Origin of the sequence: Sorangium sp. So ce302, assembly GCF_051530145.1 — a bacterium.
In the GTDB taxonomy this organism is placed as follows: Bacteria; Myxococcota_A; Polyangia; order Polyangiales; family Polyangiaceae; genus Sorangium; species Sorangium cellulosum_B.
The window spans coordinates 3,927,891-3,946,474 of record NZ_CP150326.1 but is presented as its reverse complement, the minus strand read 5'-3'; the positions used below and the strand labels follow the sequence as shown (position 1 = coordinate 3,946,474).

The following is an 18,584-nucleotide window of genomic DNA, read 5'->3' as shown; positions in this document are numbered from 1 at the left end:
CCGTCGGCCCACCTATGGACGTCGTCTCCGACGGGCCGCTCCCCGTCGCCTCGCTCCTCTGGCAGGTGCGCTCCTTGACCTGGGTGCTCACCGTCGTCTGCAAGGCGACGTTCACGCTCGCGCCGGGCGAGTCGCCGCTCGCGCCCGCGCAGGAGCCGATCCGCGAGCGCGACGCGCACCTGGACGACGACCCCGCGCGGAGCCTCATCGAGGCGAGCGATCTCGCGCCGCTGAAGCAGGGCGCCGATGTCGTCCTCGTCGGCCACGCCCACGCGCCCGGCGGCAGCCCCGCGCGGTCGCTGATCGCGCGGATGGCGGTGGGCGAGATCGACAAACCCATTCAGGTGTTCTGCGATCGCCGGTTCACCCAGGAGGGCGAGCTCCAGGAAGGAGCGCACTTCACGACGATGCCGCTCGCCTACGAGCGCGCCGCGGGCGGGCCGGACACGGACAACCCTGCGGGCATCCATCGCGAGGCGCGCGACGCCCGCGGCAGGGCCGCCGTCCCGAACCTCCTCCCCGTGGATCGGATCGTGGCCAGCCCGGACGACCCCATCGCGGCGGTGGGCTTCGGGCCCATCGCCCCCACCTGGCCTTTGCGGCGCCGCAGGCTCGGCAGACACGCGGCGGCCTGGTCGTCGGGAGCGCTCCTCTCGAGCCCGCTGCCGGAGGATCTCGATCGCACCTTCTTCAACGTCGCTCCGCTCGATCAGCGCCTGCTGCAGCTCCGCGAGGACGAGCAGATCGTGCTCGAGAACCTCCATCCTCGCCACCCGCGCCTCGTCACCAGCCTTCCCGGCGTCCGCCCGCGGGCGACCGTCACCGGCCGCGCCGGCGGGCCGCGCGATCTCGCCATGCGCTGCGACACGCTCGTGATCGACACCGCTCGCCTCCTCTGCACGCTGACCTGGCGAGGCCAGCTCCCGCTCGCGAGCCCCAAGGAGTCAGGGCAGATCCGCGTCTCGCTGGAGCGGCCCGCGAGGCAGGCGCCGGCCGAGGCACCCACCCCCGCGGCGCCGGGGCCCCAGCCGCCGCCGCGGGTGGCCCCGGCCGCGCCCAAGGTGAAGCCTCCCTCCCTCGGCCCGTCGAAGCAGACCGTCGACATGCCGGTGAAGTCGCTCGACGCCGTGCAGGCGCCGATCATGCCCTTTCGCGCGGGACCGCCCACGCCGCCTCCTCCCGAGGCGCCCGCTCCGCGCCGAGCCGAGCCGCCCGGTGTCCGGCCGAAGCCGAGCTCGACCGAGGGCCAGACGGGCGATCTCACCGAGGACGCGACGAAGGTGCCTCTCCCCTTCGTCGCCCCGTCCTCGGCGCCGCCCCCCGCCGCCGCATCGAACACCCCTCCTTCGAACACCCCTCCTCCCAACACCCCTTCTCCGATCCCTGCCCCGCCGATCGCGAAGGCCGGCGAGCCGGTGAGCCCCTGGGCGGCCGGCGCTCCGCAGCCCGGGTCGAGCGCCATGGGCATGATCCCGCACGCGCCGGCGGCGCCGCAGACCATCGGCGCGATGCTCGCGGGCACAGGCGGGGCAGCGGACGCCAGCGCCGCGCTCGCGCCGGCGCAGCGGGACGCGCTGACGCTCGTCTGGTTCGATCGGAAGAGCGTGCCGCGCATCGTCCGCAAGCCGGCCTGGCAGCGCCTGCTCGACGCGATGGAGGCCGAGCCCCTCGACCCGGAGGCCGACGATCCGGCGCTCTCCGACGAGCCCGCCGAGATCGAGGATCGGGCGCAGGTCTTCGAGATCCTCGATCGCGGCGCAGCCGCCGACGTCGCGGGCGTGCACGGGGCGCTCGCGCGCGCCGCCGGCAAGCGCGGCATGCCGGTGCCGCCCCTCGAGCTGATCGAGGGCGAGCTCTCGCTGTCCTTTGACGAAGTGGAGACGCTGAAGGCGCTTGTCTCCACGGCGACGCCGCTCGCGACAGGCGACGACGCGCTCGCGGCGGCGCTCGGGGCCGCCGAGAAATTCCTCGCCACGCCGGGCGTCTCGACGGCGCCCGCCGTCGCCGAGGCGCTGTGCGGGAAGATCCGCGAGGCGCTCGGCCACGGCAAGAGGGGCCGTGTAGAGCTCGCGAACGAGCAGGTGGAGCGCGCGCTGCTCGAGCAGCGGCACTACCAGAAGCGCAAGGTGCTGGGCGGGCCGCACCTGCGCGGGCTGCTGCGCGTCGCGGGAGAGACGCAGCCGCTCGTCATCTACCTGCCGGCCTCGATCGCCGAGGCGCTGCCGCTCTCGGCGCGCTTCCGAGCGCGGGTGATCGCGGCGGTGCACCCGGCGATGGACGAGCGGGAGGCGGAGCCGGTGGCGCTCCAGGCGGCGGCGCTGGGGCGGGTGGTGCAGGTCAGGCAGCCGCGCGCATCATGAGGATCCGGACAGGCGCCGTCACGCCCCCCCGAGCCGCAGCGCCTCGCCCGTCTCGCCCTCGATGACGAACCCGCCGATCTCCGTCCCCAGGATCTCGCTCCGCTGCCGCGCCGAGCACGACGGCAGGAACAACCGCAGCACCCGCGGATCGTAGAACCGGAAATAGAGCCCCCTCCCCGTCTCTTCGTCCCTCACGATCAGCGACCGCCGCAATCTCTGCCGCACCTCTCGAAGAGGCCTCCGCCCGGTCAGGTAGACTCCCCAGCTCTCGCCCCACCCCTCGTTCACGAGCACCGGCAGGAGCGCCGACCCCTTCTCGATCCGCACCAGGTGCGGCGCCGCCCGGGCCATCGCCTCGCCCGCGACGCCCTCGAAGAGCGAGCGATTCTCGTCCTCGCAGGCGCGCAGCAGCGTGAGGATGCGCCGTTCGCGGGCGGCGTCGAGGAGGGCGAAGAGCGGCTCCGGCTCGCTCTGCAGCGCCTCCAGCGCGACCTCCCGCGCGGCGAGCAGCTCCCGTGACGGCGGCGGGCGCGGCAGCGCTGGCGGGAGATCGGCGCCCAGCTCGTCGGGCACGAGCCGCAGCAGGAAGTGGGTTTGCCCCGCGACGACGAGCGCGCCGTCGCCGATCGTGGCCTCGGCGACCGCCTTGCCGTCGACCTGCGTCCCCCGGCGGCTCCGATCGACGAGCCGGCACACGGCGCCATCCCAGGCCACCTCGAAATGCACCGGCGCCATCTGCTCGTCCTGCGAGATCACGATATCCGCCCGCCCGAGGCGCCCCACGCGCAGCGCCTCGCCGGCCTGGAGGCGCACGCGCCGCCCGGCGAGCAGCCCTGATGTCACATGGAGCAGCGCCTTCACCCGGCGCCGTCCATCCGGCAGCTCTCGCAATCGAGGAACGGAGTCCCCGACACGGACGCGGCGAGCAACGCATCGATGGTGGGGGTCGAGCCGATGTTCACCGTCGGACACCCCGTCACGATCGCGCCATTCGGCGCCGTCTCGTCGCCGAGACGCGCGGCCATGGCGCCCTCGATGAACACGGTCGCCGAGCCCTGGACGATCGCGGCGCTGGCCGGGCACGCGGCGCGATCGCCGACCCGCGCCGCGGGCAGGAAGCCGATGTTCACCGTCCTGGCCGACGAGACGATCGGCGTGGGCCCAGGGTGGGTCTGGCAGGTGTGCAGATCGGTGAGGCGCGCGGCGGCGGGCATGATCTCGCTCCTCCTCGTCTCAGGGAGACGGCGTGTCCTTGGGGTGCGCCTCTTCGGCCTGGAGCGGCGCCGCCGGGTTCGCGCCCTGGCCGGCGCCCGGCGCGCCGCCGCTGTTGATGTTGACGATGGATCCCACGATGTCGACGCCCCCCGGGTGGATGTCGATGAAGCCTCCAGGCCCCTTGATGGTGAGCCGCTGCCCGGCCTCGAGCACCAGGGTCGCGCCCGCCTTGATGTGGAGCTGCTTGCCGGCCTCGAGCGCGTGGTTCGCGCCCACGCGCTCGTCCCGGTTCACCGCGACCGTGAGCGACACCGAGCCGTCGACGGCCGTTCGCTGGTCCAGCTTCACGTGCACGTGGTCGCCCCCGTGGACGAGCTGCTTTCGCGCGCCCTTCACGACCACGTGCTCGTCGCCGCCCACGGTGCTCCGCTTGTGGCGCGCGGTGCGCTCGACCTCATCGCGCTTGACGAGCTGGTTCCTGTCGCGCTGCGCCTGCATGTAGACGAGCTCCTGGCCCGCCTGGTCCTCGAACTTGATCTCGTTGTACCCCGCGCCGCCGGGCGACGAGCTGCTCTTCCAGGTGCTCACCGTCTTGTGATCCGGCAGCTTGTACGGCACGAGCTCGCGGCCGTTGAAGGCGCGCCCGGCCACGATCGGGAGATCTGGATCGCCGTCGAGGAAGGCCACCAGCACCTCCTGGCCGACGCGGGGGAGCATGAACATCCCGAACCCGGCGCCCGCCCAGCCCTGGCTCACGCGCATCCAGCACGAGCTGTTGTCGTCGAGCTTGCCCTCGCGATCCCACGGGAACTGCACGCGCACCCGCCCGAGCTCGTCGGTGTGGATCTCGGCGCCCGGCGGCCCCACCACGGTCGCGCTCTGCAGCCCGGGCGCGACCGGCCTGGGCGTCTTGCGCGCCGGCCGGTACGGGACCTTGGAATCGGCGAAGAGCGCGCGCCCGCGCACGCTCCACGGCTCGCCGAGCGAGGCCACGATCTCGAGCTCGGCCACCAATAACGGCCCTCTTCCGAACTCCGGGTGCGGGTGCTGATCGACGGCGAAGACCCGGCCGGGGTAGAGGTCGATCACGTTGGCCTCGAAGAGCACGCCGCGCTTGTCGGCGCGCATCGCCGCGAGGACCCGTGTCGAGAGATCGGCTCCGTGCTTCGGGTCGTGGCGGTAAACGCCCTTGGCGTCGCCGATGGGCGCGCCGCCCCCGGCGCTCGCGGCGAGGAACGCGCCGGGCTCGTAGCGGTACTGCTCGTACTTCGCCTCGGGCGCGGGCGCCGGGGGCGCCTCGCCGGTGAGCGCGAACGAGGGCTTGCGGAAGTCGTGGCCGCGGATCGTGCTCGCGCCGGGCCGGACCTCGTGGCCGAGCCGCACCCTGGTGACGAACTCGCGCTCGGCGGTCTCGATGGGGTTGTCGACGTACGGCAGCGGCGGCCCCGGCCTCAGCGGCTCCGCCTCGAGCTTGTCGCTCAGCGTGAGCTTGGTGTCCGCCCCGCGGTCGGGGAAGGTGTAGGCGATGCCCGCCTCCTCGAGGAGGCGGGAGAGAAAGGCGTGATCACTCTCGCCGTGCTGGACCTTGTACTCGAGCCTGGGGTACGCGCCGCGATCGATCTTCCACGCCGGCTCGATCGCCCACTCGCCGAGGAGCGCGTCGACGATGTCGGGGATGGAGAGGTGCTGGTAGATGCGGTGGCCGCGGCGCTGGGTGAGCAGCCAGAGGCGCGGCACGATGCGGAGGTAGTACGTCGAGAGCCCCGTCGGCTCGGCCTGCACCTGCTCCACGTGGCTGCACACGCCTTGCCAGAGCCTGCTGCTCAGCCAGTGGAGGTGCGCGGCGTCGGGCTGGATCTGGAGCGACGCGCTCTGGCCGACGAGCGACTCCAGCTCGAGATCCGAGAGCCTGGACCGGGCCCACACCGAGACGGCGAAGAGCTCGGAGACAGCCTCCTGGACCACGACACGGCGCACGGAGAGCGAGGCCTCCCCGGACTGGAACGAGAGCTCGAAGATCGACATTCGGATCGGTCCTGGGTGCGAGCGCCGCCGCGGGAGGCTGCGGAGAGCGGATGGTAGCCCACCTCGGAAAAGAACGGGGGCGTGGCAGCCAGGAGCATCGCGTCGTCCTGGCCCCGAGACCAGACAAACGTCGACGCAATCCAGAAAAAACCCTCGAGATTCAGGGAGTCAGCCTTCGCGTCCCCACGAGTGCGCCGGGGCGAGCCGCGCCTCGAACCAGCAGAACGTCTCGCGCACCCGGAACACGCCGCCGTCGCCGTGCTGCTCGGCGAACCGAGAGAGCGCCGCGGGCTCGACGGCCCTCGGGTCGAACCGGTCGTGGGTCGTCGCCTGCCACCACCGCAGCAATGCGTCCAGCGTCGGATACACGTGAGTTCCATGCTGCTCCTCCAGGCGGAGCAGCTGGAGCCCGGCGCCCTCGACGTGGTGCGCGAGCGCCGCGGCGTCCTCGAAGGCGAAATCCCGCAGGATCTTCTCCCCCGAAGGGTCGGCGAGCCGCGAGAGCTCCCCGACGAGCGCGGGGAGCGACGAGACGCACTGGACGAGGATGCGCCCTGCGGGGCGGAGCAGGTCGCGCATCAGGCGGAGGACCGCGCGCTTGTCGCGGATCCAGTGAAACACGAAGTTCGAGAAGAAGAGATCGAAGGGGCGGCCCCGGGCGACCTCGCCGAGGGTCTCGGCCGCCGCCACCTGGAACTCCAGGTTGGGCGCGCCTGCGGTGCGCCGGGCGAGCGCGATCCGCGCCTCGTCCGGATCGATCCCAAGGACGCGCCCGTCGGGGCCCACGATCTCGGCGAGCTGCCGCGTGAGGCCGCCGGTGCCGCAGCCGAGGTCCAGCACGAGCTCGCCCCGCCTCACGCCGGCGAACGCGATGAGGCGCTCGCCGCGCCCCCTCTGCCAGAGGCTCCCTCTCCGGTAGGCCTGCGCGGCGCTCGACGCGGCCACGGCGGGCCTCCTGACGCCAACGTCCTTGTCGAGGCTCCGAGGAAGGTCACGTCTCATGTCGCACCCCCATGGTCGAAGCGCACGGTGATGAAGTAGCCAGAGCCCTCGACCACGTTCGCCGAGTGCGGGACGCCCGGCGGGATCCAGATGCTCGTGCTCTCGGTGACGTGGTGGACGCGGGAACCGAGCTCGACGCGGTACTCGAGGCCCGCGGGATCCGGGAGGATCAGGTTGATCTCCGGGCCGTCGTGGGTGTGAAGCGCCGTGTAGTCCCGGCGCGCCGCCTCGGCGCTGTCCACCCGGTGAACCGCCAGGTGAACCGGGAACCCCGCGGCGAAGAACCTGCGGATGCACTCGACGTCCTCATGGAATGCGACCGAGGACAGCGGGCTCGGCACGTTGGCGCAGAGGACCGCCTCGTCGATCCGCTTTTCGACAGAGAGGGACCTCGAGAGGAGATTCATTGTCGTCATCGGTATCGGCGCAGACATCATGGCGCTCAGCTCCGTGTGATGGCGCGGCGGCGCCGCGCGCCCGTGGACGGGAGTCGCGAGCGGGCAACAACGCAACGCGCATGCCGCCTGGCGCGCCCTCCCCGGCGTGACGTCCATGGGCGCAGCGCAAGCGCGCCGACGCGGCAAATTCGACCCCAATGGGCGCGCCGCGGCGCGCGCCGGGCCGACGGCTCGACCTCTGCGCCGGGCGAGCCGCCGTGACATGTCACGGCCGACAGCGTGACATGTCACACCCGAGAGCGTGACATGTCACGCCCGCCGTCACGCTCTGATCGTGCCATCGCGCGCCGCCGGGGCGATCTGTGACATGTGGCAAGCACCGCACCACCGTCGTCAGTCGGTGATCGTCTCGTATTGCAGCATCGTCCCGCACGCCGCCGCGAAGTACCCGAGGAGCAACATCATGTCCACGCCTGGCCCGAACGCGGTCATCTTCGCCGAGGAGAAGAACGCGAACAGGATGTCTCCCACGGCCATGAGCGCGCAGCCCGCGAGCAGCGATCCCCAGATCGCCCACACCTTGCCGCCGCGGAAGGCGCGCGTGATCCGCAGCATCACCAGCGCGGGGACGAGCGCGATCAGATCGAGGATGGGATAGGCGATGTTGATGAGCCGCTCGCCGAGCGGCACCGGCGCGCGCGCGATCGGGGCGAGCAGGGGATAACCGACGATCGCCATCGCCGCCGCGGCGCCCGCGGCGATGCCGAGGTGCTCGCGCGCGCTGCCGACGGGGAAGCCGGACGCGCGGTACACGAAGACGAAGCGCACCGACGCGGCGATCAGCATCGCATATCCCAGGAGGAACGCGGCGTCCGCGATCGACGGCAGCGGCGTGGGCGCGCGCGCGACGAGCGGATAGTACACGAGCCCGACCTGGCCCAGGGTGAAGAGCGCGAGCCACGCGCCGAGCAGGAACCACGGGCCGCGCGCCGGGTTGTCGCGCTCGAGGCGCGCGGCGCTGCGCAGGCCGAACACGGCGGCGACCGCGAGGCACGCGAGCCGCACGAGCGGACCCACGGTGTCGACGACCGACGTCGGGAGGATCCGCTCGGAGAGCTCGGCGGCCTGTGGCAGGAGGCGCGGGACGTACACCGCGCACACGATCGTCACCACCACCGGCGCCACGCGGCGAACGGGGACTCGCGTCATCGAGCTCCTCCCTGCGCCCCGATCGCGGCGCGCGCCTCGTCGAGGATCCGCTGGGCCTTGTCGCGCCCGACGAACACGCCGAGCCCCGGCGCGACCGCGGCGAGCAAGCGCTCCACGTCGGCCGGGGAGAGGCGCCCGTGCTTGAAACCCAGCTTGTCCGCCTGGCTGCGCACGGCCGCGCGCGCCATGTTCTCGCCGAGGTACGGCGCGAGCACGTGCACCAGCTTCTTGATGACCTCGTCCGCCGGGAGCATCGCGCTCAGCAGCGACGCGCCATGACGGCCGGGAGCTCGCCCAGGCGGACGACGTGGATGGTCATGGGGGCGCTCGCAAGGTAGACCGCGCCGCGCGAGAGGGTCAACGAGGCAGAGGAAGCGCCCGCGGGCCGACCCACGTGCTCCGTGACGATCTCCGAGAGCTCATCGAGCTGCCCACGCGCGAGCCGGCGCTCGAGAGCCGCGGTGTTCGCGCCGCAGCGCAAACGCGATACCCTCCTTCAGGGTTTGAAGCGTCACGAGGTCGCCGAGACAGACGCCCTGTTCGATCAACGACGGATGAGGTCGCTCGCCGCGTCCAGCATCGCTGGCCTGCGGAGCTCGCCTTCCCATGGCGCCCCCTTGATCTCGGAGGTCAGCGGAACGGCTGGGCAGAAACGGGCAATTTATGGCCTCACTGAACGGGATCAACCATCGATACAGCTTCACTTTTCCAAGAGGAAGGCGGATGGCGCACGGAACCCTCAATCACCAGGGTGAGCGGCGATCACCCTTGACATACTAAATACTCTTTACTTTCCCTCTCCCCGCGGCTCATCCAACGACGGCGATGATCGTTTTGGAGCAAATTTACACCCGCTTCTCTGCTCGGAAGCCTCGTGCTACGCAAATACTACCGGCGGTTGGCCGATGCTCCATCTGGCGTCTGGCTCAGCGGCTGCGCGGAAGCATGCACCCGGCACCCAGCGGTCCGGCATCCAGCGGTAACGAGGAGCACCATGCGAATCAACGATCAGGCAGGTCCGTCCACCGTGTCATTGGGCAAGAGGTCTCAACGCACGTTCGGTTTCCTCTCGTGCGTTACGGCCTTGCTGCTGGGCGCCTGTGGCGGCGAAGATCCCGACGTCGGGGGCTCTGGTGGAGCAGGCGGCGCCGGCGTGTCGTCCACCTCCACCACGACCTCGTCGTTGACCGGCACAAGCGCCGGCCCCGGCACGAGCGGCGCCGGCACCGGCGACCCCTCCACCTCCGGCGCGACCACGGGCTCCTCCTCGTCGACCGGAGATCCCACCGGTGGCACCGGCGGCTCGAGCGGGACGGGCGACACGCACCCGAAGGATCATTGCGTGGATGGTTATGATCCCCATCCCAGCGACGCGACGATGAAGGACGGCTCGGCGGAGTTCGTGAAGAACAACCAGATCGATCTCACGGTTCAGCCGGAAGTCATCGCCTGGATGGAGGAGAACGAATGGCAAGCCGCCCACTTCGAGTGGCATAGCATCCGGCGCTGCAATGGCGGCATGGGCATGAGCAGGGTCAATATCTGCAGGTCGGCGGTCCCGGTCCCGTCGGACCAGGAGTGCAAGACGACGGGCGACGGCTTCCAGTTCCTCGCCATGCACCGGCACATGATCCAGTCGCTGAAGCAGCTCTGGCCGAAGCACTCGGAGCAGTTCGAGGGCTTCAAGAAGTTCCCCACGACGGCGGAGGAGCTGCCCCAGCAGTGGAGATCGGACTTCAGGCCCTGGAGCGCCACGACGCTCGCCAACGCGAAGATCGGCGACGAGATCGACAAGCCGGAGAACCTGAGCCGCTTCCCGGACGAGGGCGCGCTCGGTATGTGGCTCCAGTGCTTCGCCGGCCAGGCCATCCCGGGCACCAACCTGCAGGCCAGCGGCCTGCACGGGGATCTCCACTTCAAGTGGGTGCGCCCCCAGAACACCGATCACGGCCTCGGCAACCAGTTCACGAACATCGACAACTACATGTTCTGGAAGCTGCACGGCTGGATCGACAACGTCTGGGAAAAGTACCGTGTCGCCAAGGGCATGTCGCCCACCGACCAGAAGCTGAAGGACGCGGTGGCCGCCCAGTGCTACGAGATGGACGCGATCGCTCAGGTCATCAATCCCGACCTGAAGCCGGATCCGGATCCGGGGAATCCCCTGCCCGAGGAGTCCGGCGTGTTCCACACCACCGTCCGTCCGATCTTCGAGAGCGCGATCCACAAGTGCAGCGGTTGCCACGCCGCGCCGTCGACCGGTCCCGCAGCAGGTCTGTCGCTCGGCGGCGACATCAGCTCGACGGACATCGTCGCGGGCCTCGTCAACAAGGCCGCCAAGGGCGGCGGGCAGTTCAAGCTCGTGGTCCCGGGAAATCCGGACCAGAGCTGGCTCTACCTCAAGGTCGCAGGGACGGCCGGGAGCGCCGGATGCAGGCCTTCTGCCGGAGGCACCTGCCAGACGGGCGTCATGCCGCAGGCCGCGGATGGCAAGCCGAGCGTGACGAGCGCTGAGCTCGCGGCCCTCCGCCAGTGGATCCAGAGCGGCGCGCCCGCGCCGACGAAGAACTAGGCTCGCCCCGCTCCGCCTCCCCCACGGCCCACTCGCCCCTGCGCAGGAGCGGCCCGTGGGAGCCAACCCCCCGTCAAGGCACGCCTCGCCATCGTCATCGATGAACGCCGCCGGCTCGATGCCACCCCCCACGGTGCGCGAGCCGGCGGGCGACCCAACGCGCCCTCGAGCGGGCCCGTGGGCCTCTCGCTCTCGGCCACGCGGATGACCATGCAGGCGGCCGGCTCCCATCTTACGGCTTGGTTACCTCGAAGGACGCGACCTTCACCGAGCCGCCCAGAGACTGTGTGGCGTAGTTGAAGATGCCGAACCGGTAGCCGAGGAAGTACTGCCAGTTCTTGTTCATGTTGAGCGTGTTGCCCAGGTTGGTGAATCGGGCGCCGTCCGTGCTGTAGGAGAAGCGCGCCTGCGCGCCGCCGTTATCCGTGCGGACGTTGGCCTCCACGCGCAGCCAGATCGTGTTGCCGGACGCCTCGGCGGAAGCCACCTCGGTGCCCGTGCTCGTCGTGGCCCAGGAGGTGTTCATGTTGACCCCATTGGTCATCACGACGCGCGTCGCCCCGTTTGCCTTCTTGACCCCGATCCACGCCGACATGTCGCGCAGGGCAGCGAGGCCGGCGACATCGCCGTTCTGCATCTTGCTATGATCGAGCTCGATCGTCGCGATCGACACGGGCCCTTCGATGCGGCGCGTCAGCGTGTTTCGCGCGGCGTACAGATCGTTGGTCACCGTCGCGGCTTGCAGGGTCAGCCCGGCCCCGGACGACCACTTGGTGCTGTCGGGGTTGTGGTTCCACTCCCACTCGGGGCGCAGGGTCGCCTCCGCGAAGGTGTCCTTGGTCACAGGCGGCTTCACCCGGTTCGATCCGCAAGGCAGGTTCGGGAAGGGGTACGTACCTCCCCATTTGCCGTCCACCAGGGTGAGCGAGGGCCAGCCGTCGGCCCAGGTCATCGGGGCCATCACCGGGATGCGGCCCGCCGGGTACGAGTCGTTGAACCCGAGGTAGTACCAGTCGCCGTTCTGCGTCTGGACGACGCCGCCCTGGTGCGGGGCGCCGCCGGAGCCCGGAGCGCCGGCGTAGGGCAGCTTGACCGCGAAGGGCCGCAGCTCGTAGGGACCAAAGGGCCCGCTCGTCGAGCGAAGCACGTACTCACCGTTCGCGTATTGCGTGGTGAAGATGTAGTAGTTCCCGTCCTTCTTGATGAAGCGAGAGCCCTCCAGCGGTCCGGAGAGGTTGCCCGGCGTCTGGAACACCGTCTGACTCTTGACCTGGCTGAAGCCGTCTGCGCTCAGCTGCGCCACGCTGATCGTGTTGTTTCCGGAAGCCACGTACATGGTGTCGTCGTCGTCGATCAACAGCCCCATGTCGTAGTAGCAGCCGCCCTTGTGCTTCTCCCACGGACCTTCGGGGGACTTGGCCGTGAAGACCCAGCCGCCGCCCTTGTTGTGCATGCAGCCCATCCAGTAGAAGGTCTTGTTGCTCTCCCGGTACTGGAGCGTGGAAGCCCAGATGCCGTTGACATAGGATCGACCCCCGCTCAGGTCGTATGACGGGTCGACGTCCAGCAGGGGAACGGAGTGGGAGACGTATTCCCAGTGGACCAGATCGTAGGAGCGGAGCAGGGGCGCTCCAGGCGCATGGTGGAAGGTGGACGCCGTGTAGTAGTACGTGTCGTCCACGCGAATGACCTCCAGATCGGGGAGGTCTTGCCAGAGGAGAGGATTGGAGTAGGTCTCGGGGCAGACGGCGGGGGCGCCGCCGCCGTCGCCGCCGTCGCCGCCGCCGGCGCCGGGGTCACCTCCCCCGGACGCGGCCGAGCTTCCGCTGGCGCTCGTCGAACCGCCGCTCGTCGTTTGCCCATCGCTCCCGCCCGAGCCGCTGCTGCTCGAAACGCCCGCTCCAGGGCCGGTCGTCGCGCCCGTGGCGCCACCGCCGCCATCACCGTCGCCCACCTGCGACTCCCCGCTACAACCTGCGAGGAGAGCGAGGAGACAGGCAGCAGACGCCGCACCGCCTGCGCGTCGGTTGAGAGAGCGGGTGTTGATAGGTCGGGAAGGGAAGTGCATGGTGATGGCCCGATAAGAGGTGTCAGCGAGAGCGCGTGGCGCGCGGCTGTCAGACAAAAGAAAAACGAACGCGTCGAGGCGACGCGGCTCCTTGGTCGGGACGACCCGGCGTTGTCGCGCGGTCGCCGTCCAGAAGCGTTCGCCCGAAATTTTCGGGAAAATTCACAGGGAGGCAGGGAGACGGGGAGTAAAATTCCACCGATCGCCCCGTCTCCCCGCCTCCCTGTTCAACCTCCCGCGAAAAATGCCAGCCCAAGGGAGGCTTTGTCAGGTCACCGCCCTGCCCGAGCGCGCCTGAGTCAATTGTGAACGTTCACATTCCACCAGTCAACCAAAATTGACGGGGGCGCGCCGCCGTCGACGGAGGCTCAGGAGCGCGGCCGGGGGATCCCGAGCCGCTGCCGCCGCTCCCACAGCGCCTTGCGGCTGATGCCGAGGCGGCGGGCGATCTCGGTCTCCGTCAGCTCGTGCTGGTGCTCGAGGACGAAGCGGCGGAAATAACCCTCGAGAGAGTCGGACGGGGGCTCTCCCTCGTGCGCGTCCGCGGCAGGCGCGGTCAACGGCGGTTGAGGGGGCGCGTCGAGCCCGAGCAGCTCCAGCCCGATCTCGCTCGCATCGGCGAGCACCATCGCGCGATGAACGGCGTTCTCCAGCTCCCGGATGTTGCCCGGCCAGGGGGCCGCCGCGATGGCGGCGCGCGCCTCCGGCGTCAGCGTGAGCGGCGCGCGGCCCATCGCCCACGCGCGCCGCCGGAGCAGCGACTCCGCGAGGCGCAGCGCATCGCCCGGCCGCTCGCGCAGCGGCGGGAGGCGGATCTCGAGGACCCGCAGCCGGAAGTAGAGGTCGCTCATGAACGATCCGTCGCGCACCATCGCCACGAGATCTCGGCGCGTCGCCGCGATGAGGCGCACGTCGACGCGCCGGGCGCGGGTCGCGCCCACGCGCCGCACCTCGCCCGTCTGGAGGAAGCGGAGGAGCCGCGCCTGGACCTTGGGCGGCAGCTCGGCGACCTCGTCGAGCAGCAGCGTCCCGCCCTCCGCGGCCTCGCAGAGCCCAGCGCGCGCCGAGATCGCGCCGGGGACGGCGCCGCGCTCGTATCCGAAGAGCTCCCCCTCGATCTGCCCCTCGGGGATGGCCGCGCAGTGGACCGGGACGAACGCCAGCTGCCTGCGCGGGCTCAGCCGGTGCACGGCGCGGGCGAGCGTCTCCTTGCCCGTGCCGCTCTCGCCGAGGACGAGCAGCGTCGCCTCGCTCGGGGCGACCTTGCGCACCCGCGCGAACACCTCGCGCATGGCCGCAGAGCCGCCGACCATGCCATCGAGCTCGTCGTCTTCAGTCGTAGGCGGCACGGGCGGCGCAGGCGGCGCGGGCACCGAGGCGCCTTTCGCGACGTCGGGGAGCGCGCTCCCCGCAGGCCGCGCGCCGGGGAGATGATGGTCGAGGAGGGCGACGAGCTCGGCATGATCGAACGGCTTCGACAGGTAATCCGCAGCGCCGCGCTTCACGGCGTCCACGGCCGCCTTCACCGTGGCGTAGCTCGTCATGAGCACGACCGGCGCGCCGCCGCACTGCCCGACGAGCGCGGTGCCCGGCGCGCCCGGCAGGCGCACGTCGGCCAGCACGAGATCGAACGCGCGCAGATCGTGATCCGCCGAGGCATCCTCGACCGACCCCGCCTCGATGACGTCGTGCCCATGACGAACGAGCAGCCGCCGGAGCTCCGTCCGGATGACGACCTCGTCCTCGACCAGCAGGATCCGGCTCACGGCGCCACCTCGAGCCCGCGCATGGGACAAGGCTACTCAGGACCGTTGCGGCTGAATACGCGAGGACGCATGGCGCAACGCGTCAACTCCAGCAGCTCAGTTGTCCAGGTTACTGATCGCAGCGCCATGCGAGGACCGAGGCGCATTCTCCACCGGGGGAGCGGGGGGGTCTTCGCCGGGGAAGCGGGGGGTCTTCACCGGGCGCGCAGGGGCTCCGAGCTCCGCGCGCCCGATCGGGCGCCCCCCACGAGCGGCCTCCGCTTTATTCGGGTTGGGGGACGAACAGCGTGAGGTCGATGGCATTCGCTATCGCCTCCAAGCCAGTCGGGTTGAAGTGCAGGCCGTCATCCTGGAAGTCAAGCTCAGGATTCACCCGGAAAGGATCGGTGGGGTCGAGGATCTCCGGTTCCACATCGATAACCGCGTCGAACTTGCCGCTCATGCGGATCCATGTGTTGACCGCCTGGCGGGTGGCCTCGTGCTCGGCGGTGTCGTAGTCCTTGTTGCCTTTGAACGGCGTGATGGGCATTCCGTAAACGCGCATCCCTTTATCGTGCGCCTTGGTGATGAACTCGCCATAGGCCTTGATCAGCTCATCGGCGACGTTCGGCACGCTGTTGCCGCCGATGTCGTTCACGCCCTCGAAAATGATCAGCCACTTGGCGCCGCGCTGGTCCAGGACGTCACGCTGGAAGCGATCCTTGGCGGTCGGCCCGAGCCCGCCGGCCAGCACTCGGCCCCCGCCGATCCCCTGGTTCAGCACGGCGACGTGCTGGGTCCCCTGATTGGACCGCAGCCGGCGAGACAGGAAGTCCGGCCAGCGGGTGTTCCCGTCCGTGTCCGAGCCGCGGCCGTCGGTGATCGAGTCACCCAGGACGACGACCGCCGCTGCCTCGGGGACCGCATCGACGTCGAGGCCCGTGATGTAGTACCAGTGCGCCGTGGACACAGGGGAGGTCAGGTTCGCCGCCGAGACCCCGTTGCCGGTCTGGATATACGAGTTGGTCCGCGAGCCCGGGTGTCCGGTGATCCCGGCCGGCACGGCGCCGAACTTGATGGTCACCGCCATCTTGGTGAGGGGCTTGATGGTGTACTCGATCGGATCGGAGAAGGCGGTCTTCCCCACCGGGATGGTCACCGCATCGGCCCCCGCAAACTTCAGGGCATGGTCGGTGGCAACGTCGATGCCGTCGGCGGTCGTCGACTCCGCGATGTGGACCGACTCCATGGTCACCGGCCCGTCGCCGTACTCGTTCGAGAGCAGCAGTCGCACGCCCTTGCCGCCGATCGACGTATAGATCACCTGGCGCAGCGTGTTGTTGGCCAGGCCCGGCGCGGGCGGGTTGTTGTTGGTCTCGGTCAGCTGCGGACCGGTCGTCCACGTCCCGACCCAGTGCGCCTCCGCCGCGCCGCCGGCGCCTCCGCCGCCGCCGTCGCCGCCACCGACGCCCGTGGCCCCGCCGCCGCCGGTGGCGCCAGCGCCGCCCCCTCCGGTGTCGCCGCCGCCATCGCCGCCGCCGCCGCCAGAGGCATCACCCCCGCCGGAGCTCGCCGCGCTGCTCGAGCTGGACGTCGAGCTCGACGTGCTGCTCGATGTCGTGGTGTCCGTGTCATCGCCGCAGCCGGCGACAGCCAAAAACAGAAGAGCACAAAGTATTCTTCGCATGGTCCTCGACGCTCGAAAGATTGCTGTGTTCGCGATCGTTCGAATTGCCCCTCGGCGCACCGCCCCCGCCGACCAGCAGCTCCTTCAGCGCATTCGAACTTTCGAATTTTTTGATTTCAGCCGATAGCGCGCCGGTTCGCTCGTGCGCGCAGCGTCGCCCGGATCGAGCCCCGATCGATCGAAGAGCTCATCTGGATGGCTGCGCTGCCCACCGTCGATGTCCGGAGGCGCGCGGGAGAGCGCGGGCCGATGCCATGTCCCTCACACGCGCCATCGAGTGTGTCACACGAGGACTCGAACTACTACTCGGTTCATCGCCGGGAGGACGCCCGGGGCGCGCCGTCCGACCACGTGGCGTTACGTTCGGTAACGCTTCGATGCGCTCGCGTTACGTTCGGTAACACCCGGCGCGACGCGTCGTCGAGGCGCTTCGACCCATGACCCGAGGCCGCCGCGGGCCGCGCGGGCGGCGCGCCGGCCAGCCCGGCGCTGGCGGCGCACCGGTCCGAGGAATGACCTCGCGGTGGGGGTCAGGACGGAGCGCTCGGAGGGACCGGCGGCGGAGGGCCTCATGCACGTCCTCGCGCGTCCCGGTGCCGGCGAGGAGGTGCCACGCCCGGAGCGTCGGCAGGTCGCGCATGGCCTCCACGACCAACCGGAGAGGCGGCGGCATGGCTCCGAACCGAGCTTCGTAGAGCTCGATCGTCGCCCGCGCCATCCCCTTCGTGCGTCCCAGCTCGATGAACTGCTCGACGAGTTCCTGCGTGGTCATCCCAGCGCCGCGGCGGGCTTGGAGGCCTTACCTCGACGGATCGGCCACGCGGCCCGCAAACAGGATCGTTCGCTCCGCCTTGTTCTGGATGAAGAACACGAACGGTCGATCGAAGCGGATGACCGCAGGGTCGGGCGCCGCCCTCTCGCCGACGACCACCGCCGTCGCCGCCGCGGCCTCCGTGCCGGCCTCGTTCACGTCGACGAACGCCTGGTGGACCAGCGCGCTGATGGACAGGTTTCGCGCCCCGTCGATCCCCGAGAAATCCGCGTTGGTGAACGGGGCGGTCATCCCAAGCTCGCGGAGGGGCGGGATGAGATCGAACCGCGACTCCACCCTGAATTTCGGTAGCGTGATGGTGACGTTCCGCGTTTCCCGAAAGACGAGGAGCTCGCTGAGACGCCCGTAATTGAGGCCTGCCTCGAACTCGCCGAGGTCCGGCGGCAGCACGAGCACCATGGACAGACGGTCTTCCTCGTACGGCACTTCGACCACCTGGTACCCGTCGCTGTCTTTATATCGCATCTCCGCCGTGGTGGTCATCATCGGCACGGACACCGTGGAGCCGTCCGCCACCGTGAAGTCGCCCGGGGCCGTCGCGTCCTCGTCGAAGGGGAACATCCACGGCGCTTTGAAATAGATGGCGTTCGTCAACACGAGCCGCGTGGTGCTCTGGAGTTCGCCCTCCTGCAGAAGGTCCGCGATCCGGTCCTCGGTGCGCTCGGCCACCCAGCCGTTGATGACCTTCCGCGCCCCCTCGGCCGCCCCTGCGAAGTCGACGAGGCGCATCCCGGCCCCGTAATGCTCCGCGAGCACGTCGAGGAACGAAGGCAGGAACGGATGACCGTCCTGCCCCCAGAGCGCATTGACGACGTGGAGCTGGAACCCCGGGCGGCCCGCCCCGTTCGCTTCCGGGCCGTAGCTCACGAGCGCCCGATTCAGGACGTTGAATGCCGGATGCAGCCGCTCCTGCCGCAGCTTGAATTGCAGCGTGCGCTTCATCTGCTCCTCCGTCTCCGTACGCGCTCCCGCGTACGTCATCGCCAGAGCGCTCGACACGCTGTACGGCGAGTAGAAGAAGTTGCCCGGCTCGGCGCTGAGCTGGCGGTAAAGGTCGAGCGCAAAGATCGAGTTGCCCCAACCGAGATCATCGCGCTCGACGTCCGACACCTGCGGGTCGAGGATCTGTTGCTTCTCGGAGGCGGCGACGCACGGCGGGGCGCCTGGGTCGCTGCACCCGGAGGATGACGGCTCTGGTTCCGGATCGGAGCGGCCGGAGATGCAGCCGGCGAAGATCAGGGACAATGGAAGGAGGGCTGAGAGGGCCTGGCGTTTGCGCATGCGGCCCGGCAGAGCAGGCGTCGTGCCAGAGCGAGGCGAGGGCCATTGCGGCCCGTGGGCGCCGACTCCCCGCTGACCCAGGGCACCTGTGGATAACGACGCTCCGCTGGCCGGGAGCGCCGCGGAGCGGCGTCTGCGATCGATGAGGCAGAGCTGGCCCATTGTGGCGCAGCTTCCGCCGCGCGCCCGC

Annotated in this window: 15 protein-coding genes; 2 read left to right on the top strand and 13 right to left on the bottom strand. The window is 70.2% G+C overall.

Features of this window, described 5'->3' with window-relative positions; all coding sequences use genetic code 11:
• Positions 1 to 14 precede the first annotated feature (14 nt).
• Complete coding sequence (locus WME73_RS15075) at positions 15 to 2,360, top strand: DUF2169 family type VI secretion system accessory protein (protein WP_437746146.1); 2,346 nt, start codon at positions 15 to 17, stop codon at positions 2,358 to 2,360.
• 18 nt (positions 2,361 to 2,378) lie between these two features.
• Here the strand turns inward: WME73_RS15075 and WME73_RS15070 are convergent, their stop codons facing one another.
• The 8 genes from WME73_RS15070 to WME73_RS15035 form a co-directional block, all read right to left on the bottom strand.
• Positions 2,379 to 3,221 carry a DUF4123 domain-containing protein gene (locus WME73_RS15070; RefSeq protein WP_437746145.1) on the bottom strand — a complete coding sequence of 281 codons (843 nt, stop codon included), beginning with the start codon at positions 3,219 to 3,221 and terminating at the stop codon, positions 2,379 to 2,381.
• Complete coding sequence (locus tag WME73_RS15065) at positions 3,218 to 3,574, bottom strand: PAAR domain-containing protein (protein WP_437916124.1); 357 nt, start codon at positions 3,572 to 3,574, stop codon at positions 3,218 to 3,220. The genes WME73_RS15070 and WME73_RS15065 overlap by 4 nt, the downstream gene beginning before the upstream one ends.
• Positions 3,575 to 3,593: 19 nt before the next feature.
• Positions 3,594 to 5,600 carry a type VI secretion system Vgr family protein gene (locus WME73_RS15060; protein WP_437746144.1) on the bottom strand — a complete coding sequence of 669 codons (2,007 nt, stop codon included), beginning with the start codon at positions 5,598 to 5,600 and terminating at the stop codon, positions 3,594 to 3,596.
• 168 nt (positions 5,601 to 5,768) lie between these two features.
• Positions 5,769 to 6,602, bottom strand: a complete 834-nt coding sequence (locus WME73_RS15055) for a class I SAM-dependent methyltransferase (RefSeq protein ID WP_437746143.1) — start codon at positions 6,600 to 6,602, stop codon at positions 5,769 to 5,771.
• Positions 6,599 to 7,009, bottom strand: a complete 411-nt coding sequence (locus tag WME73_RS15050) for an AraC family ligand binding domain-containing protein (RefSeq protein ID WP_437746142.1) — start codon at positions 7,007 to 7,009, stop codon at positions 6,599 to 6,601. Before WME73_RS15050 ends, WME73_RS15055 begins: the two co-directional genes overlap by 4 nt.
• Positions 7,010 to 7,393: 384 nt before the next feature.
• A complete protein-coding gene (locus WME73_RS15045) occupies positions 7,394 to 8,209 on the bottom strand; it encodes a hypothetical protein (RefSeq protein ID WP_437746141.1) in 816 nt (271 codons plus the stop codon).
• A complete protein-coding gene (locus WME73_RS15040) occupies positions 8,206 to 8,463 on the bottom strand; it encodes a hypothetical protein (RefSeq protein WP_437535862.1) in 258 nt (85 codons plus the stop codon). Before WME73_RS15040 ends, WME73_RS15045 begins: the two co-directional genes overlap by 4 nt.
• 5 nt (positions 8,464 to 8,468) lie before the next feature.
• Positions 8,469 to 8,690, bottom strand: a complete 222-nt coding sequence (locus tag WME73_RS15035; RefSeq protein ID WP_437746140.1) for a hypothetical protein — start codon at positions 8,688 to 8,690, stop codon at positions 8,469 to 8,471.
• 513 nt (positions 8,691 to 9,203) lie between these two features.
• On the opposite strand from WME73_RS15035, the gene WME73_RS15030 reads away from it, so the two are divergent.
• Positions 9,204 to 10,781, top strand: coding sequence for a hypothetical protein (locus tag WME73_RS15030; protein WP_437746139.1), 1,578 nt, complete (start codon positions 9,204 to 9,206; stop codon positions 10,779 to 10,781).
• Between the two features lie 232 nt (positions 10,782 to 11,013).
• On the opposite strand, the gene WME73_RS15025 is transcribed toward WME73_RS15030, so the two are convergent.
• The 5 genes from WME73_RS15025 to WME73_RS15005 form a co-directional block, all read right to left on the bottom strand.
• Positions 11,014 to 12,849, bottom strand: coding sequence for a glycoside hydrolase family 43 protein (locus WME73_RS15025; RefSeq protein ID WP_437916123.1), 1,836 nt, complete (start codon positions 12,847 to 12,849; stop codon positions 11,014 to 11,016).
• A 368-nt stretch (positions 12,850 to 13,217) separates the two neighbouring features.
• Complete coding sequence (locus WME73_RS15020) at positions 13,218 to 14,615, bottom strand: sigma-54-dependent transcriptional regulator (RefSeq protein WP_437916122.1); 1,398 nt, start codon at positions 14,613 to 14,615, stop codon at positions 13,218 to 13,220.
• A gap of 262 nt (positions 14,616 to 14,877) precedes the next feature.
• Positions 14,878 to 16,281, bottom strand: a complete 1,404-nt coding sequence (locus WME73_RS15015; protein ID WP_437916121.1) for an SGNH/GDSL hydrolase family protein — start codon at positions 16,279 to 16,281, stop codon at positions 14,878 to 14,880.
• Between the two features lie 388 nt (positions 16,282 to 16,669).
• Positions 16,670 to 17,053, bottom strand: coding sequence for a hypothetical protein (locus tag WME73_RS15010; RefSeq protein WP_437916120.1), 384 nt, complete (start codon positions 17,051 to 17,053; stop codon positions 16,670 to 16,672).
• Between the two features lie 27 nt (positions 17,054 to 17,080).
• On the bottom strand, positions 17,081 to 18,358 hold the full coding sequence (locus tag WME73_RS15005) for a serpin family protein (protein ID WP_437916119.1): 1,278 nt from the start codon (positions 18,356 to 18,358) through the stop codon (positions 17,081 to 17,083).
• Positions 18,359 to 18,584 lie beyond the last annotated feature (226 nt).

What these genes read in the sequence shown, in the direction of transcription:
- WME73_RS15025 (WP_437916123.1), bottom strand. Translation starts at nt 12,849, where the DNA reads ATGCACTTCCCTTCCCGACCTATCAACACCCGCTCTCTCAACCGACGC.
- WME73_RS15045 (WP_437746141.1), bottom strand. Translation starts at nt 8,209, where the DNA reads ATGACGCGAGTCCCCGTTCGCCGCGTGGCGCCGGTGGTGGTGACGATC.
- WME73_RS15060 (WP_437746144.1), bottom strand. Translation starts at nt 5,600, where the DNA reads ATGTCGATCTTCGAGCTCTCGTTCCAGTCCGGGGAGGCCTCGCTCTCC.
- WME73_RS15075 (WP_437746146.1), top strand. Translation starts at nt 15, where the DNA reads ATGGACGTCGTCTCCGACGGGCCGCTCCCCGTCGCCTCGCTCCTCTGG.
- WME73_RS15015 (WP_437916121.1), bottom strand. Translation starts at nt 16,281, where the DNA reads ATGCGAAGAATACTTTGTGCTCTTCTGTTTTTGGCTGTCGCCGGCTGC.
- WME73_RS15040 (WP_437535862.1), bottom strand. Translation starts at nt 8,463, where the DNA reads ATGCTCCCGGCGGACGAGGTCATCAAGAAGCTGGTGCACGTGCTCGCG.
- WME73_RS15050 (WP_437746142.1), bottom strand. Translation starts at nt 7,009, where the DNA reads ATGAATCTCCTCTCGAGGTCCCTCTCTGTCGAAAAGCGGATCGACGAG.
- WME73_RS15055 (WP_437746143.1), bottom strand. Translation starts at nt 6,602, where the DNA reads ATGAGACGTGACCTTCCTCGGAGCCTCGACAAGGACGTTGGCGTCAGG.
- WME73_RS15030 (WP_437746139.1), top strand. Translation starts at nt 9,204, where the DNA reads ATGCGAATCAACGATCAGGCAGGTCCGTCCACCGTGTCATTGGGCAAG.
- WME73_RS15065 (WP_437916124.1), bottom strand. Translation starts at nt 3,574, where the DNA reads ATGCCCGCCGCCGCGCGCCTCACCGATCTGCACACCTGCCAGACCCAC.
- WME73_RS15010 (WP_437916120.1), bottom strand. Translation starts at nt 17,053, where the DNA reads ATGACCACGCAGGAACTCGTCGAGCAGTTCATCGAGCTGGGACGCACG.